A 15,133-nucleotide genomic window follows, 5' to 3' on the forward strand; every position below is an offset into this window, starting at 1 on the left:
ATTTGGAAAGAAAAGCTTAAGCGGGGAGGACGGCGGTGGAAGGCGCGGGCGGCGCTAGGCCGCCCGGCTTCCCGGAGGAACATGCGCGGTGAGGGCCGCCAGCAAAGCCTCGGCTTGGGCGTCGGCGGCGCCATGGATCTGGGCAACCTGACGGGAAAAGGCCGGACGGACCGGCAACGTCCCGTCGAGGTCGGCGCGCGGGCCGGGGGCCTGCCCCGAACCGTCCGGCGCTGCCGGAGCGGTGCCCGGGTCGCCACCCGCCGGCGGCGCGTCCCCGGCCGGCGGCTGTCCCTGCCCCTGCGGCCGTCCTTGCGGTCCACCCGGGCCGGCCGGCCGGTTGGCCGGCGCGCTTTCGATCGTGGAGCCGGGGCCCGTTTGTCCGCCGGGCCGGTTGCCCGGTGCGCCGCCGAACCCGCCGGTTGCAGCGCCGGGGCCGCCGGGAGCCGCGCTGCCGCCCGGCGTGCCGCCATTGCCCGTTGCGGTGCCCGTCGCCGGACCGCCGGCTGCCGGTCCGCCCGTCGGCGACCCGCCGACGCCGAGGCCAGCCCCCGGACCGCCGCCCGCCGGTGCTCCACCGGATCCGGCACCGGCCCCGATTCCGCCCGACGCGGTCCCGCCCAGGCCTGAACCGCCAAGGCCCGAACCGCCGCCGAGTCCACCGCTGCCAAGCCCGCCACCGCCAAGTCCGCCACCGCCAAGTCCGCCGCTGCCCAGGCCACCGCCGCCGCTGACGACGCCGCTCAACCCGGAATTGCTCGACCCGCCGGTGCCGCCGCCCAGAACAGCGTTGGACGAACTCGCCGTGCCGCCGCCGGAGGGCGCCCCGCCCATCGCGGAGATGGTGATCGAGCGCCCGGCATCGCTGCTCGTCGAGTTGCCGATGTTGCCGATGGTGATCGAACGCCCGGCGTCCGTGCTGCTGTTCCCGTTGCCGGAACCGCTCCCGCTGCCGATCGACGAACTGGTGATGACGCGACCCGCGTCGCTGCTCGTCTGCAGGCCGGGCAGGGTCGGTGCGGTCCCCAGCGTCGGTCCGGTGGTCTGTGTTGTCCCCGTCCCGGCGGTCGCCACCACGGAGTTGGACGAGGACGCCGCCGTCGTCGTGTTCCCGGTGGAGGCCGCAACCACAACGACCGGCGGCGGCGGTGGCGGAGCCACCGAGTAGGTGGTGGTGCCGGCGTTGCCGGTGTTGCCCACGGCATCGCTCGCCTTGGCCGAGATCACATAGCTGCCGACGCTCAGGTCGGAGGCCAAGGCCAGTTGCCACGAGCCGGTCGCGCTGGCGCGCGCCGTGCCGACCGCCTGCCCGTTGATCACCACGCTGACCAGACTGTTCGGCTCGGCGGTGCCCTGCACGACCGGCGTGCTGCCGGCGGTGGTGTTCAGGGTCACCGTCGGGGCAGCCGGCGGCGTGGTGTCGATGGTCAGGGTCGTGACCGCCGACAGGCTGCTGACGTTGCCCGCCCGGTCGGTGGCCCGCACCTGCACGCTGTGCGTGCCGTCGGCCAGCGCCGCCGTGAACTGGAACGTCCAGGCGCCGTTGGCGTCGGCGACCGCCGTACCGACGGCCTTGCCGTCGACCAGCACGTTCACCGTGCTGCCGGCCTCCGTCGTCCCGGCGAGGGACGGCGTGGCGATCCCGGAAATCCGCTCGCCCGCCGTGGCGCCGGCGACGGTGGCGCTGGTCACCGACGGCGCGGGCGCCACCGGCACCGCGGTGTCGACCACCACGGCCAGCGCGTCCGACGGATCGCTGACGATGCCGAACCGATTGGTCGCCGTGGTCGTGATGCTGTGCGTCCCGTCGGTCAGTGCCGTCTGGAGACGATGGACCCAGAAGCCGTTCTCGTCGGCCACGGTGGTTCCCACCGCCTTGCCGTCCACCATCACGGTCACCGTGGCGTTCGCTTCCGCGGTGCCGGACAGGGTGGGCCGCGTCACGTTGGTCAGCTGGTCCGTCGCCGACACGCCGGAATCGGACAGGCCGCTCAACGCCGTCCCGACCGGCTTCGCCGGGATCGGGGTGTCGACACGCACCTGGCTGGTGTCGCCCACCCCCTTGAGGGCCGTCACCAAGGGTCCCTGGGCCGCGTCCGTCACGATGGAACCGTTCAGCGCCAGCCCCAGGACCGCGATGCCCTGCGGCGCACGGTCACCGACCGGAACGACGTAGTCGAACCGCAGCAGCGTGCCGGTGCTGCCGGCCGCGTTGTACACGGCGTTCCGGATCTCGCTTCCGACCGCCAGTTCCAGAACCGGAGCACCGCCGTTGATGATGGACGCTTCGCTGAGCTGCACGAAGAAGCTGACCGTTTCACCCGGCAGATAGGTCCCTGCTGGGGGAGGCGTGACGCTGACCACCGAGGGCGGCGTGCGGTCCACCGACACGCTGCGGGTCGCCTGGGTGGGATTGCCAGCCGCGTCGGTGAGGCTGGCGGCGACGGTGTAGTTGGTGCCGTCGGTCAGCGCCAGCAGGTCGCTGGAGGGGACGGTCAGGCTCCAGCGGTTGTTGGTCACCGTCGTGGTGTAGGTCTTGCCGTTCAACGTCACCGTGACCGTCCGGCCGTCCTCGACACCGTTGGTGACGCCCGCCACCGTCTGCCCGACGGCGCTGTCCGCCGCGTTCAGCACATTGTCGCCCGCCACCGTGGCGATGGCGAGGGTCGGCGGTGTGCGGTCGACCGAGACGCTGCGCGTCGCCTGGACCGCGGCGTTGCCCGCCACGTCCGCCAGGTCGGCGGTGACGGTGTAGGTGCCTCCGTCGGTCAGCGCCTGCAGGTCGGCGGAAGGGATGGTCAGGCTCCAGGCGCTGTTGGTCACCGTCGTGCTGTAGGTCTTGCCGTTCAGCCTCACCGTGACCGTCTGCCCGTCCTCGACCCCGGTCGCGGTGCCGGACACCGTCTGGGGCACCGCGCTTTCCGCGGCGTTCAGCACATTGTCGCCGGTCACCGTGGTGATCGCGACAGTCGGCGCCGTGCGGTCGAAGGTGACGGTCCGGACGGCGGAGTCGGCGCTTTCCATCCCGGCAATGACCTGACGGACGGTGAAGTCGACGGCACCGGTGAAGCCGGACACGTCGACATTGGCGAAGCTGTAGGCGCCCGACGCGTTGGCCGTGGTCGTGGCCACGAGCGAGCCGTTGGCGTAGAGCCGGACCGTCGTGCTGGCGTTAGCGTTGGCGCCGCTGCCGTTGAAGGTGACGCTGCTCGCCTTGGTGATGTTGTCCGTGTTGCTGTTGCCCGTGTCCGAACCGGGCTCAAGCGTCACGGTGCTCCCCAGGACGGCCGGGGTGATCGAAAGGCTGGCCGTGTCCGTCGCCGCGGAGAAGGCGGAAATCCCGCCGCCGCCCGTGGTCGCCACCTTGGTCCCGGCGGCGCCGCTGGTCTGGTCCCAGGCCCGGAAGGTGATCGCGGCGCCGAGGATGCCGGCGTTGGCGCCCGTCGGCTGGTAGTAGAGCCGGTCGGTCGTCCGCAGCAGCAGCGCGCTTCCGCTGTCGTTCACCGTGCCGACCGCGGTCCAGCTGGTGCCGCCGTCGGTGCTGTAGAACCAGGTGCCTCCTTCCGACGTGTCCACGTTGACCAGCGCGATGCCCGTGAGGGCGCCGCTGTCCACGTCGGACACGTTCCCGCCGAGCGTCACCAGGGACGACACGGCAACGCCGACGGCGCCGTTCGGCGCGCCCGCGGCCTGGGCGACGCTGGGCAGGGTGAGGATGGTGTCGGTCAGCACAGGGGCGTCGTTCACCGCGGTCACGGCGAGGCCCGCCGTCGCGCTGGCGGCGCTGAACTGGCCACCGGCCCCCAGTCCGCCGTTCGCGGTGGTGTCGTTGCCGACCGTCGTGCCCGCCGTGCCGGAGGTCTGGTCCCACGCCTTGAAGGTGATGCCGTTGGCGACCGATCCGTTATAGTCGGCGTTCGGGACGAAGCGCACGCGGTCGGTGCTGGCGAGCAGCAGGGCCGACGAGCCCGAAACCCCGGAGATGGTGGTCCAGGCCCCGCCCCCGGTCTTGTACTGCCAAACGCCGTTGCTGGTGTCGATCGCGGTGATCGCGATGCCCAGTGCATTGCCGTCCACATCCGTGGCGGTGCCGGCGGACGCCAGAATGGCCGCCACGGTGTCGCCATTGTGGCCGGTGGCGTCCTCTTGGATAGCGGTCAGGCTGCGCGCGTCCGTGCTCAGCACCGGCGCGCTGTTGAGGATGGCGGTGTAGGCCGAGGTGGCGCTCTGCGTGCCGCCCTTGCCATCGTTGGCCGTCACCACGACGCGCAGGTACTTGTGGGCGTCCGACGTGGTCAGCGTGTAGCTGGAGCCGGTCGCCCCGCTGATCGACGCGCCGTTCGTGCCGTTGCTGTCGTCGGCCCGGTACCACTGGTAGGTGAAGCTCCGGTTGTCACCGTCGGCATCGCTCCAGGTGCCGTCGGTGGTCGACAGCGCGTTGCCCACCGTCGCCGTGCCGCTCACGCTGGGCACCGCGCTGTTCACCGGCAGGCTGTTGGCGATCGCGGTGTAGGCCGAGGTGGCGCTCTGCGTGCCGCCCTTGCCATCGTTGGCCGTCACCACCACGCGCAGGTACTTGTGGGCGTCCGACGCGGTCAGCGTGTAGCTGGAGCCCGTCGCCCCGCTGATCGAGGCGCCGTTCGTGCCGTTGCTGTCGTCGGCCCGGTACCACTGGTAGGTGAAGCTCCGGTTGTCGCCGTCGGCATCACTCCAGGTGCCGTCGGTGGTCGACAGTGCGTTGCCCACCGTCGCCGTCCCCGACACCGTCGGCACCGCACTGTTCACCGGCAGGCTGTTGGCGATCGCGGTGTAGGCCGAGGTGGCGCTCTGCGTGCCGCCCTTGCCATCGTTGGCCGTCACCACAACGCGCAGGTACTTGTGGGCGTCCGACGTGGTCAGCGTGTAGCTGGAGCCGGTCGCCCCGCTGATCGACGCGCCGTTCGTGCCGTTGCTGTCGTCGGCCCGGTACCACTGGTAGGTGAAGGTCCGGTTGTCACCGTCGGCATCGCTCCAGGTGCCGTCCGTCGTGCTCAGCGCGTTGCCCACCGTCGCCGTGCCGCTCACGCTGGGCACCGCGCTGTTCACCGGCAGGCTGTTGGCGATCGCCGTGTAGGCCGAGGTGGCGCTCTGCGTGCCGCCCTTGCCATCGTTGGCCGTCACCACGACGCGCAGGTACTTGTGGGCGTCCGACGTGGTCAGCGTGTAGCTGGAGCCCGTCGCCCCGCTGATCGACGCGCCGTTCGTGCCGTTGCTGTCGTCGGCCCGGTACCACTGGTAGGTGAAGCTCCGGTTGTCGCCGTCGGCATCACTCCAGGTGCCGTCGGTGGTCGACAGTGCGTTGCCCACCGTCGCCGTCCCCGACACCGTCGGCACCGCACTGTTCACCGGCAGGCTGTTGGCGATCGCGGTGTAGGCCGAGGTGGCGCTCTGCGTGCCGCCCTTGCCATCGTTGGCCGTCACCACAACGCGCAGGTACTTGTGGGCGTCCGACGTGGTCAGCGTGTAGCTGGAGCCGGTCGCCCCGCTGATCGACGCGCCGTTCGTGCCGTTGCTGTCGTCGGCCCGGTACCACTGGTAGGTGAAGGTCCGGTTGTCACCGTCGGCATCGCTCCAGGTGCCGTCCGTCGTGCTCAGCGCGTTGCCCACCGTCGCCGTGCCGCTCACGCTGGGCACCGCGCTGTTCACCGGCAGGCTGTTGGCGATCGCCGTGTAGGCCGAGGTGGCGCTCTGCGTGCCGCCCTTGCCATCGTTGGCCGTCACCACGACGCGCAGGTACTTGTGGGCGTCCGACGTGGTCAGCGTGTAGCTGGAGCCGGTCGCCCCGCTGATCGACGCGCCGTTCGTGCCGTTGCTGTCGTCGGCCCGGTACCACTGGTAGGTGAAGCTCCGGTTGTCACCGTCGGCATCGCTCCAGGTGCCGTCGGTGGTCGACAGCGCGTTGCCCACCGTCGCCGTGCCGCTCACGCTGGGCACCGCGCTGTTCACCGGCAGGCTGTTGGCGATCGCGGTGTAGGCCGAGGTGGCGCTCTGCGTGCCGCCCTTGCCATCGTTGGCCGTCACCACCACGCGCAGGTACTTGTGGGCGTCCGACGCGGTCAGCGTGTAGCTGGAGCCCGTCGCCCCGCTGATCGAGGCGCCGTTCGTGCCGTTGCTGTCGTCGGCCCGGTACCACTGGTAGGTGAAGCTCCGGTTGTCGCCGTCGGCATCACTCCAGGTGCCGTCGGTGGTCGACAGTGCGTTGCCCACCGTCGCCGTCCCCGACACCGTCGGCACCGCACTGTTCACCGGCAGGCTGTTGGCGATCGCGGTGTAGGCCGAGGTGGCGCTCTGCGTGCCGCCCTTGCCATCGTTGGCCGTCACCACAACGCGCAGGTACTTGTGGGCGTCCGACGTGGTCAGCGTGTAGCTGGAGCCGGTCGCCCCGCTGATCGACGCGCCGTTCGTGCCGTTGCTGTCGTCGGCCCGGTACCACTGGTAGGTGAAGGTCCGGTTGTCACCGTCGGCATCGCTCCAGGTGCCGTCCGTCGTGCTCAGCGCGTTGCCCACCGTCGCCGTGCCGCTCACGCTGGGCACCGCGCTGTTCACCGGCAGGCTGTTGGCGATCGCCGTGTAGGCCGAGGTGGCGCTCTGCGTGCCGCCCTTGCCGTCGTTGGCCGTCACCACCACGCGCAGGTACTTGTGGGCGTCCGACGCGGTCAGCGTGTAGCTGGAGCCCGTCGCCCCGCTGATCGAGGCGCCGTTCGTGCCGTTGCTGTCATCGGCCCGGTACCACTGGTAGGTGAAGCTCCGGTTGTCGCCGTCGGCATCACTCCAGGTGCCGTCGGTGGTCGACAGTGCGTTGCCCACCGTCGCCGTCCCCGACACCGTCGGAACCGCGCTGTTCACCGGCAGGCTGTTGGCGATCGCGGTGTAGGCCGAGGTGGCGCTCTGCGTGCCGCCCTTGCCATCGTTGGCCGTCACCACCACGCGCAGGTACTTGTGGGCGTCCGACGCGGTCAGCGTGTAGCTGGAGCCCGTCGCCCCGCTGATCGAGGCGCCGTTCGTGCCGTTGCTGTCGTCGGCCCGGTACCACTGGTAGGTGAAGCTCCGGTTGTCGCCGTCGGCATCACTCCAGGTGCCGTCGGTGGTCGACAGTGCGTTGCCCACCGTCGCCGTCCCCGACACCGTCGGCACCGCACTGTTCACCGGCAGGCTGTTGGCGATCGCGGTGTAGGCCGAGGTGGCGCTCTGCGTGCCGCCCTTGCCATCGTTGGCCGTCACCACAACGCGCAGGTACTTGTGGGCGTCCGACGTGGTCAGCGTGTAGCTGGAGCCGGTCGCCCCGCTGATCGACGCGCCGTTCGTGCCGTTGCTGTCGTCGGCCCGGTACCACTGGTAGGTGAAGGTCCGGTTGTCACCGTCGGCATCGCTCCAGGTGCCGTCCGTCGTGCTCAGCGCGTTGCCCACCGTCGCCGTGCCGCTCACGCTGGGCACCGCGCTGTTCACCGGCAGGCTGTTGGCGATCGCCGTGTAGGCCGAGGTGGCGCTCTGCGTGCCGCCCTTGCCATCGTTGGCCGTCACCACGACGCGCAGGTACTTGTGGGCGTCCGACGTGGTCAGCGTGTAGCTGGAGCCCGTCGCCCCGCTGATCGACGCGCCGTTCGTGCCGTTGCTGTCGTCGGCCCGGTACCACTGGTAGGTGAAGCTCCGGTTGTCACCGTCGGCATCACTCCAGGTGCCGTCGGTGGTCGACAGTGCGTTGCCCACCGTCGCCGTCCCCGACACCGTCGGAACCGCGCTGTTCACCGGCAGGCTGTTGGCGATCGCGGTGTAGGCCGAGGTGGCGCTCTGCGTGCCGCCCTTGCCGTCGTTGGCCGTCACCACCACGCGCAGGTACTTGTGGGCGTCCGACGCGGTCAGCGTGTAGCTGGAGCCCGTCGCCCCGCTGATCGAGGCGCCGTTCGTGCCGTTGCTGTCATCGGCCCGGTACCACTGGTAGGTGAAGCTCCGGTTGTCGCCGTCGGCATCACTCCAGGTGCCGTCGGTGGTCGACAGTGCGTTGCCCACCGTCGCCGTCCCCGACACCGTCGGAACCGCGCTGTTCACCGGCAGGCTGTTGGCGATCGCGGTGTAGGCCGAGGTGGCGCTCTGCGTGCCGCCCTTGCCGTCGTTGGCCGTCACCACCACGCGCAGGTACTTGTGGGCGTCCGACGCGGTCAGCGTGTAGCTGGAGCCGGTTGCCCCGCTGATCGAGGCGCCGTTCGTGCCGTTGCTGTCGTCGGCCCGGTACCACTGGTAGGTGAAGTTTCGGTTGTCGCCGTCCGCATCGCTCCAGGTGCCGTCCGTCGTGCTCAGCGCGTTGCCCACCGTCGCCGTCCCCGTCACCGTCGGAACCGCGCTGTTCACCGGCAGGCTGTTGGCGATCGCCGTGTAAGTGGAGTAAGCGGTCGTCGTGTTGGAGTTGCCGTCGTTGGCGATCACCGCCACGCGCAGGTACTTGTGCGCATCGGACGTCGTCATCGTGTAGTTGGCGCTCGTCGCTCCGGCGATCGAGGCGGCGTTGGTGCCGTTGCTGTCGTCCGCCCGGTACCACTGGTAGCTGTAGCTCAGCGCGTCGCCGTCGGGATCGCTCCAGGTCCCGGTCGCCCCGCTCAAGGCGTTGCCAACCGTCGCCGTCCCCGACACCGTCGGAACCGCGCTGTTCACCGGAGCGCCGTTGCCCGCCGCCACGACCTGCGACGAGTAGGTTGAACTCGCCGTCTGCGTGCCGCCCTTCCCGTCGTTGGCCGTCACCACAACGCGCAGATACTTGTTCAGGTCACCGGCCGCCAGCGTGTAGCTGGAACTGGTCGCGCCGCTGATCGAGGCGGCGTTGGTCCCGTTGGTGTCATCGGCCCGGTACCACTGATAGGTGAAGGTCCGGTTGTCGCCGTCGGCATCACTCCAGGTGCCGTCCGTCGTGCTCAGCGCATTGCCCACCGTCGCCGTGCCGCTCACGCTGGGCACCGCGCTGTTCACCGGCAGGCTGTTGGCGATCGCCGTGTAGGCCGAGGTGGCGCTCTGCGTGCCGCCCTTGCCGTCGTTGGCCGTCACCACCACGCGCAGGTACTTGTGGGCGTCCGACGTGGTCAGCGTGTAGCTGGAGCCCGTCGCCCCGCTGATCGACGCGCCGTTCGTGCCGTTGCTGTCATCGGCCCGGTACCACTGATAGGTGAAGCTCCGGTTGTCGCCGTCCGCATCGCTCCAGGTGCCGTCCGTCGTGCTCAGCGCGTTGCCCACCGTCGCTGTGCCGCTCACGCTCGGCACCGCGCTGTTCACCGGCAGGCTGTTGGTGATCGCCGTGTAAGCGGAGTAAGCGGTCGTCGTGTTGGAGTTGCCGTCGTTGGCGATCACCGCCACGCGCAGGTACTTGTGGGCATCGGACGTCGTCAGCGTGTAGTTGGCGCTCGTCGCCCCGGCGATCGAGGCGGCGTTGGTGCCGTTGCTGTCGTCGGCCCGGTACCACTGGTAGCTGTAGCTCAGAGCGTCGCCGTCGGGATCGCTCCAGGTCCCGGTCGCCCCGCTCAAGGCGTTGCCAATCGTCGCCGTCCCCGACACCGTCGGGACCGCGCTGTTCACCGGAGCGCCGTTGCCCGCCGCCACGACCTGCGACGAATAAGCCGAGCTCGCCGTCTGCGTGCCGCCCTTGCCGTCGTTGGCCGTCACCACAACGCGCAGATACTTGTTTAGGTCACCGGCCGCCAGCGTGTAGCTGGAACTGGTCGCGCCGCTGATCGAGGCGGCGTTCGTGCCGTTGCTGTCATCGGCCCGGTACCACTGGTAGGTGAAGGTCCGGTTGTCGCCGTCCGCATCGCTCCAGGTGCCGTCCGTCGTGCTCAGCGCGTTGCCCACCGTCGCCGTGCCGCTCACGCTGGGCACCGCACTGTTCACCGGCAGGCTGTTGGCAATCGCCGTGTAAGTGGAGTAAGCGGTCGTCGTGTTGGAGTTGCCGTCGTTGGCGATCACCGCCACGCGCAGGTACTTGTGCGCATCGGACGTCGTCAGCGTGTAGTTGGCGCTCGTCGCTCCGGCGATCGAGGCGGCGTTGGTGCCGTTACTGTCGTCGGCCCGATACCACTGGTAGCTGTAGCTCAGAGCGTCGCCGTCGGGATCGCTCCAGGTCCCGGTCGCCCCGCTCAAGGCGTTGCCAACCGTCGCCGTCCCCGTCACCGTTGGAACCACGCTGTTCACCGGCGCCCCGTTGGAGGGGGTGCCCCCCCAAGGGTGATGGAACTGGTCCGCGCGGTGCTGGTCGTTTCACCGTCGTTGACAGTGATCGTCGCGGTGCGGGTGCCCGCCGTGGCGCTGCCGGCGGTGTTCTTGTACTGGATGAGTTGGATCACCGCCTGATAACCCGCCACGCTGGCGGCGCCCCGCAGGGTGATCGTGGACGAGTCGTTGCCGGTGACGCTGATGCCGTAGGTCTTGGCCGTCGCCACGGAGGCCGCCAGCATGCTCAGCACTTCCGCCGCGCCATCCGACGTGCCGGACAGGGTGATGGTGGCGCCGAGCAGGCGGGTGTCGCTGTCCGTCTGGCTCAGGACGGCGTTGGGAGCGATCAGCACGCCGGACGCTGGGGTGGAGGTGCTGACGGACTCCCCGGTGCCGGCACCCGCCCCGTTCAGGTCGACCGACGGTTCGCCCACGTTCCAATGCACTTCGTAGGCGCCGAGGTCGAGCGCACCGTCACGGATGCGGTCGATGCCGCGGATGTCGTAGCTGCCGCCGTAGCGGTTCGCGTTGCTGCTGTCGCCGGCGTTGATGAAGGTCGTCGCGGTCGAGGCCGGACGATAGTCGCGCAGGCTCTTCGTGGCGTTGGTGGAGTCGACGAAGATCGCGTTGCCGGTAATGGCGCCCTGGTAATTGTTGCCTGCGTTCAGGGTGATGTTAGCGCTGTTGTAAATGATGGCGTTCGGATCGGCAAAACTCGTTCCGGCAAGATTGCCGGAGTTCCCCGCAATGATCGTGTTGTAAACGTTCACAGTCGCCGATGCACCGGAATAGGTGCCGATGCCTGCCGTCTTGACACCGACAGCGCCGGCATCATTGTTGATGTAGCTGTTATTGACAATGGTGACGTTGCGTATGTTTACCGTATAGGCCGCCGTGTTGTGTGTTTGCGCAATAATGGAGCCAGGGTAGAGAGCCGAATTCGAGCCCATGTTCATGACGTAGCTGTTGTCTGCGAACAGACTGTTCTCGATCGTCAGCGTGTCGTTCACCTGCGCTCGAACGACCGCGAAGCCCGCCGTACCGCTCACCACACCTGTGTTATCGCGAAAAACCGAGTTCTTGACCGTCAGGGATGTGGACACGCTGGTCGTGACGATGGCGTTGTTCAGGTTGTTCCTGAAGGTCACGCCATCCACTTCGAGCGACCCGCTCTGCAACGTCAGCGCGCCCTGCAGGGCGGATGCCGAATAAAAGCGCTCCATGATGACGTTCTTGACCGTCAGCGTCTTGCCGGACGCATTGAAGAGGATGCCCCGGTAGTCCGTCGTCGCGGGCACATTGCCGGTGTTGGCGCCGGAGATCGTGATGTCGGCGATGCCGTCGCCGTTCACGTCGCCGTTGATCGTGAAGCTCTGAGTCGACGCCGTTACGATGTTGGTCGGTGTGGCACCGCTTAGAGAAACCGTGCCGGACGTCAGCGCCGAGCTGAATTCGATCACGTCCCCGGCGGCCGCGTTCACGATCGCGTGGTTCAACGATCCCGCCGCCGTTCCGGTCGCCGAGGTGACGACGACGGTTCCCAACCGGCCGCTGAAGGTTTCCATGGATGCGCGCGCGAAGGGAACCGCCGCCTCGATGGCCCCGCTTTGCACCTCCAGCGTCCAATTCTGGCCGGTGGCGTTGCCGGTCTCGTCGCTGGACACCGCCACGTCGGCCCCGGTGAGCCGATGGACCGTCTGAACGAACTCCTGCCCCGCCTGTCCGGCGCCGACGTTGCAGGCGTAGAAAAGAAGGTCGCCGCCGGGCTTCAGCGCGGCGCCGATCGCCTGGAGATCCTGCCCGCGGTTCGCCAGACCGTCCGCCCAATAGGCGCGGCCGGCGATGTAGAGATGGCCTTCGTTGCCGTGGCTGACGACCTGGACGGAATCCAGACCGGACATCCCGGACAGCGCCTTCGCCATCTGGCCGAGCGCCTCCTGCTGCGGGTCGAGCAGGACGACCTTGGCGTCGGGCGCGATGTCCTTGAGCAGCGTCTGGTAGTCGGACACGCTGGTGTCGACGAACACAACCGACCGGGCCGGTCCCTGGAGCCCGGCGAGCCGCGCCGTCACCGCCGCCGGTTCGGTGAGCGGCGGAGCGGAGGCGGCCGGGGACGCCGCTGCGGCCGGGACGGTCGACTCCTTGATGGCCCAATCGACCAGCTTGTCGGCGTCGGCGGCCTTGGCGGCGCCCTTGTCGCCCGGCGCGGGCTGATCGGGTTGCTGGTGGACCTCGGCGGCCGTGATGGCGCCCGCCGCGTCGAACATGAAGCGCGGTTCGAGAGCCATCGCGAACATCGATGAGGACGGCTTGTGCGTCCTGCCGGAACGCCCAGTCGCACCGTTGCCGTTCGAACCCCGCTTGCGCGTCATCGCCAGTCTCCCGCCATACGCAACACCGCCCGACCCTAAGCCGAAAGCGGTCACCAAAAAGTGAATAGCGTTGGGAGCGTACCACCTTTTCACAGTCTTTGACAGAGCATCGGTCTATTCAGGCGACAAAGGAGGTGCCCAATTTGCATCGATTCGCTTCATCAAAGAGGACGGCGTGTCATAATTTGATGCATTTGCTTCTGCGAAGCGTTTTGTATTTCATTGCTGAAACGAACGCATATGTTGGTATGCTTTTCACACCGTCATTTCGCTGTCGGCGAGCGAGCGTCGTGGCGAGGTCAAACATTTGCGTGCAAAACACCACACACCGATGTCACAGGCCCGGCAAGCCATGACCGTGCCGAGACGCGATTCGGAGAGGGCGGGCCGCCCAGCGGTGTCATCAAGGATTCCGGCTCAGGACGCTCCGCCCTGCTGCATCTGGGCTGGCAGGATCTGCGGCGGCAGGTGCTGAATTCCCGGATGGCCCGGCGGAAGCCAGATCAGCTCCAGGGACGGCGACGTCTTCGCCAGGAGATCGAAACCCAGCCGGTGATAGAACCAGTGAACGCGCGTCTCCACCTCGGCCACCGACAAGGTGATCGGGATGCGCATTTGCGCCGCGGTCCCCTGGAAGCTGCGCAGAAGATCGGTGCCGATGCCCTTGCCGCGGGCCAGACGGTGGATTTCCACCTCCGACACACGCCAGTCGTAGCGGCCGAGATCCATGACGATCCGACCGACCGGCTGGCCCGTCTTCTCGACGACGAAATCCAGATGCTCCGGATAGCGGGATTCCTGCCCCATGCGCCGGGCGCTGTACTGCTGTTCGTAGAGCGTCCGGATGAAGTCACGGTCATGGTGCGCCTTGGCCAGCCAGGGGCGCGCATCCATGAACAGACCCATGAGGAAATCCTCGTCCGATGGCCGGGGAAACCGCACCGTCAAGCCGCCGAGCAGCGGCAGCGACCCATTCAAAACAGCCATCGGCCACACCCCTTCCGGTAGCACAAGCGTGCGCCCTCAATAACCGAGGATGCGGACCCGACGCAAGAATCGCCGTCGCGGACATCGCGCGAGTCGTCCGCTTCGGCTTCGGCCCGGTGCGGAGCAGCCATGGCCGGAACCGGGTCACCCCCCCGGCGAGCCGCCCTATGCGCCCCTGCCGCTCCGGCTGCCGTCGTCAGTAAACATACGCAAATATGCAACCGAAGGGTCATTCCGCAACGATAACAATCAAAAAAAGTAACTTTTTGTATCGTCTGTTGCCCAGGCTCTAGCCGGTCAGGAGAATATATCGGTATGCTTTCTATCACATTCGGCGGCATGGCGCGTCCTTAAGGGATGCTGGCCATAGGCCGCCGCAACCGGTTTCATAAACAGGAGGTGTCGTCATGGAAGTTTACCTCGGCCTGATTTTCCCGTTCACCGGCGCCTACGCCCCCCAGTACACCGCCCAGTGCCTGGGCCAGCAGATGCAGGTCAGCCAGAATCAGGCCCTGTTCGCGGTCACCGGCGCGATGTACGGCGGCAACGGCACGACCAACTTCAACCTGCCGGACCTGCGCGGCCGCGTGATGGTCGGTTCGGGCACCAGCCCCTACCTCAACAACCTGACGCTCAACCCGGGGAACTTCGGCGGCGTCGCGAACAACACGCTCACCCTGCAGAATCTGCCGGCGCACACCCACGCCGCCACCTTCACGCCATCCGGCAGCAGCACCAACGCGACCGTTTCCGCCGCCGCGGCCATCCCCGTGAGCACCGTCGTCGGCGCCAGCAGCACCCCGGTGGGCGGCAACAACTATCTCGGCGCGTTCCAGCTCGGCGATCCCGGCGGCGTTGGCGTCACCATGGACGGCCCCTACAGCTCCGGCACCGCGCCGAGCGGCTCGGCGCTGGTCGGTTCGGCCTCCGGCACCGTCACGCTGGGCGGACTGACGGGCACGGTCAGCATTGCGGCAGGCGGCGGCGTCACCAACCCGTCTCCGGTGAACAACATGCAGCCCTATCTCGCGCTGACCATGCTGATCGTCACCAGCGGCATCTTCCCGATGCGCGACTGATCCGGGGACACCCCCCGATCGTCGAACACCGGATGGACGGATGCTGCGCGTTGGCTATGCATGCCCGGAACGCCAGCCGTACTTTCAGAACTTGAGCCCGGACTTTTGAGATGACCATCGACATCGCCACCATCTCCCACGAGATGTTCGCCCCGCATCTCGGCCAGACGTTCCGTTTCGTGGCCCCGGAGGACGGGTCCGTGATCACGGATGTCGAGCTGACGAAGCTGACGGCACGTCCGGAATGCACGCCGCGCTGGGCGAAGCGCACGTCCTTTTCGGCTCTGTTCGAAACCTACGGCCCCAGCCAGCTGTGGAACGGCTATTTCCAGATCGACCATCCGACGATGGGATTGCTGGGCCCCTTCTACATCGTGCGGGTCATTCCGCGCGATCCCGAGCGGGGCTGCTTCGAGCTGATCCTGAACTGAGCCCCAGCCGTCCGACGCCATCGCCAAGCACCGCGCA

5 protein-coding genes are annotated in these 15,133 nt (G+C 68.2%); 2 read left to right on the plus strand and 3 right to left on the minus strand.

The window, feature by feature from the left end; genetic code table 11:
• Positions 1 to 54: 54 nt before the first annotated feature.
• From D3869_RS24415 to D3869_RS24425, 3 genes are all read right to left on the minus strand, one after another.
• Positions 55 to 10,206, minus strand: a complete 10,152-nt coding sequence (locus D3869_RS24415; protein ID WP_137142372.1) for a beta strand repeat-containing protein — start codon at positions 10,204 to 10,206, stop codon at positions 55 to 57.
• On the minus strand, positions 10,203 to 12,599 hold the full coding sequence (locus tag D3869_RS24420; protein ID WP_137142373.1) for a DUF4347 domain-containing protein: 2,397 nt from the start codon (positions 12,597 to 12,599) through the stop codon (positions 10,203 to 10,205). The genes D3869_RS24415 and D3869_RS24420 overlap by 4 nt, the downstream gene beginning before the upstream one ends.
• 417 nt (positions 12,600 to 13,016) lie before the next feature.
• Complete coding sequence (locus tag D3869_RS24425) at positions 13,017 to 13,586, minus strand: GNAT family N-acetyltransferase (protein ID WP_094305718.1); 570 nt, start codon at positions 13,584 to 13,586, stop codon at positions 13,017 to 13,019.
• A 407-nt stretch (positions 13,587 to 13,993) separates the two neighbouring features.
• Between D3869_RS24425 and D3869_RS24430 the strand changes: the two genes are divergently transcribed.
• On the plus strand, positions 13,994 to 14,665 hold the full coding sequence (locus D3869_RS24430; RefSeq protein ID WP_137142374.1) for a phage tail protein: 672 nt from the start codon (positions 13,994 to 13,996) through the stop codon (positions 14,663 to 14,665).
• Positions 14,666 to 14,775: 110 nt separating this feature from the next.
• The gene (locus tag D3869_RS24435; RefSeq protein ID WP_137142375.1) at positions 14,776 to 15,096 is read left to right on the plus strand and encodes a DUF6916 family protein; all 321 of its coding nucleotides are present in this window, start codon (positions 14,776 to 14,778) and stop codon (positions 15,094 to 15,096) included.
• The last annotated feature ends 37 nt before the right edge of the window (positions 15,097 to 15,133 follow it).

Origin of the sequence: Azospirillum brasilense, assembly GCF_005222205.1 — a bacterium.
GTDB classification, from domain to species: domain Bacteria; phylum Pseudomonadota; class Alphaproteobacteria; order Azospirillales; family Azospirillaceae; genus Azospirillum; species Azospirillum brasilense_G.

What these genes read in the sequence shown, in the direction of transcription:
- D3869_RS24420 (WP_137142373.1), bottom strand. Translation starts at nt 12,599, where the DNA reads ATGACGCGCAAGCGGGGTTCGAACGGCAACGGTGCGACTGGGCGTTCC.
- D3869_RS24425 (WP_094305718.1), bottom strand. Translation starts at nt 13,586, where the DNA reads ATGGCTGTTTTGAATGGGTCGCTGCCGCTGCTCGGCGGCTTGACGGTG.
- D3869_RS24430 (WP_137142374.1), top strand. Translation starts at nt 13,994, where the DNA reads ATGGAAGTTTACCTCGGCCTGATTTTCCCGTTCACCGGCGCCTACGCC.
- D3869_RS24435 (WP_137142375.1), top strand. Translation starts at nt 14,776, where the DNA reads ATGACCATCGACATCGCCACCATCTCCCACGAGATGTTCGCCCCGCAT.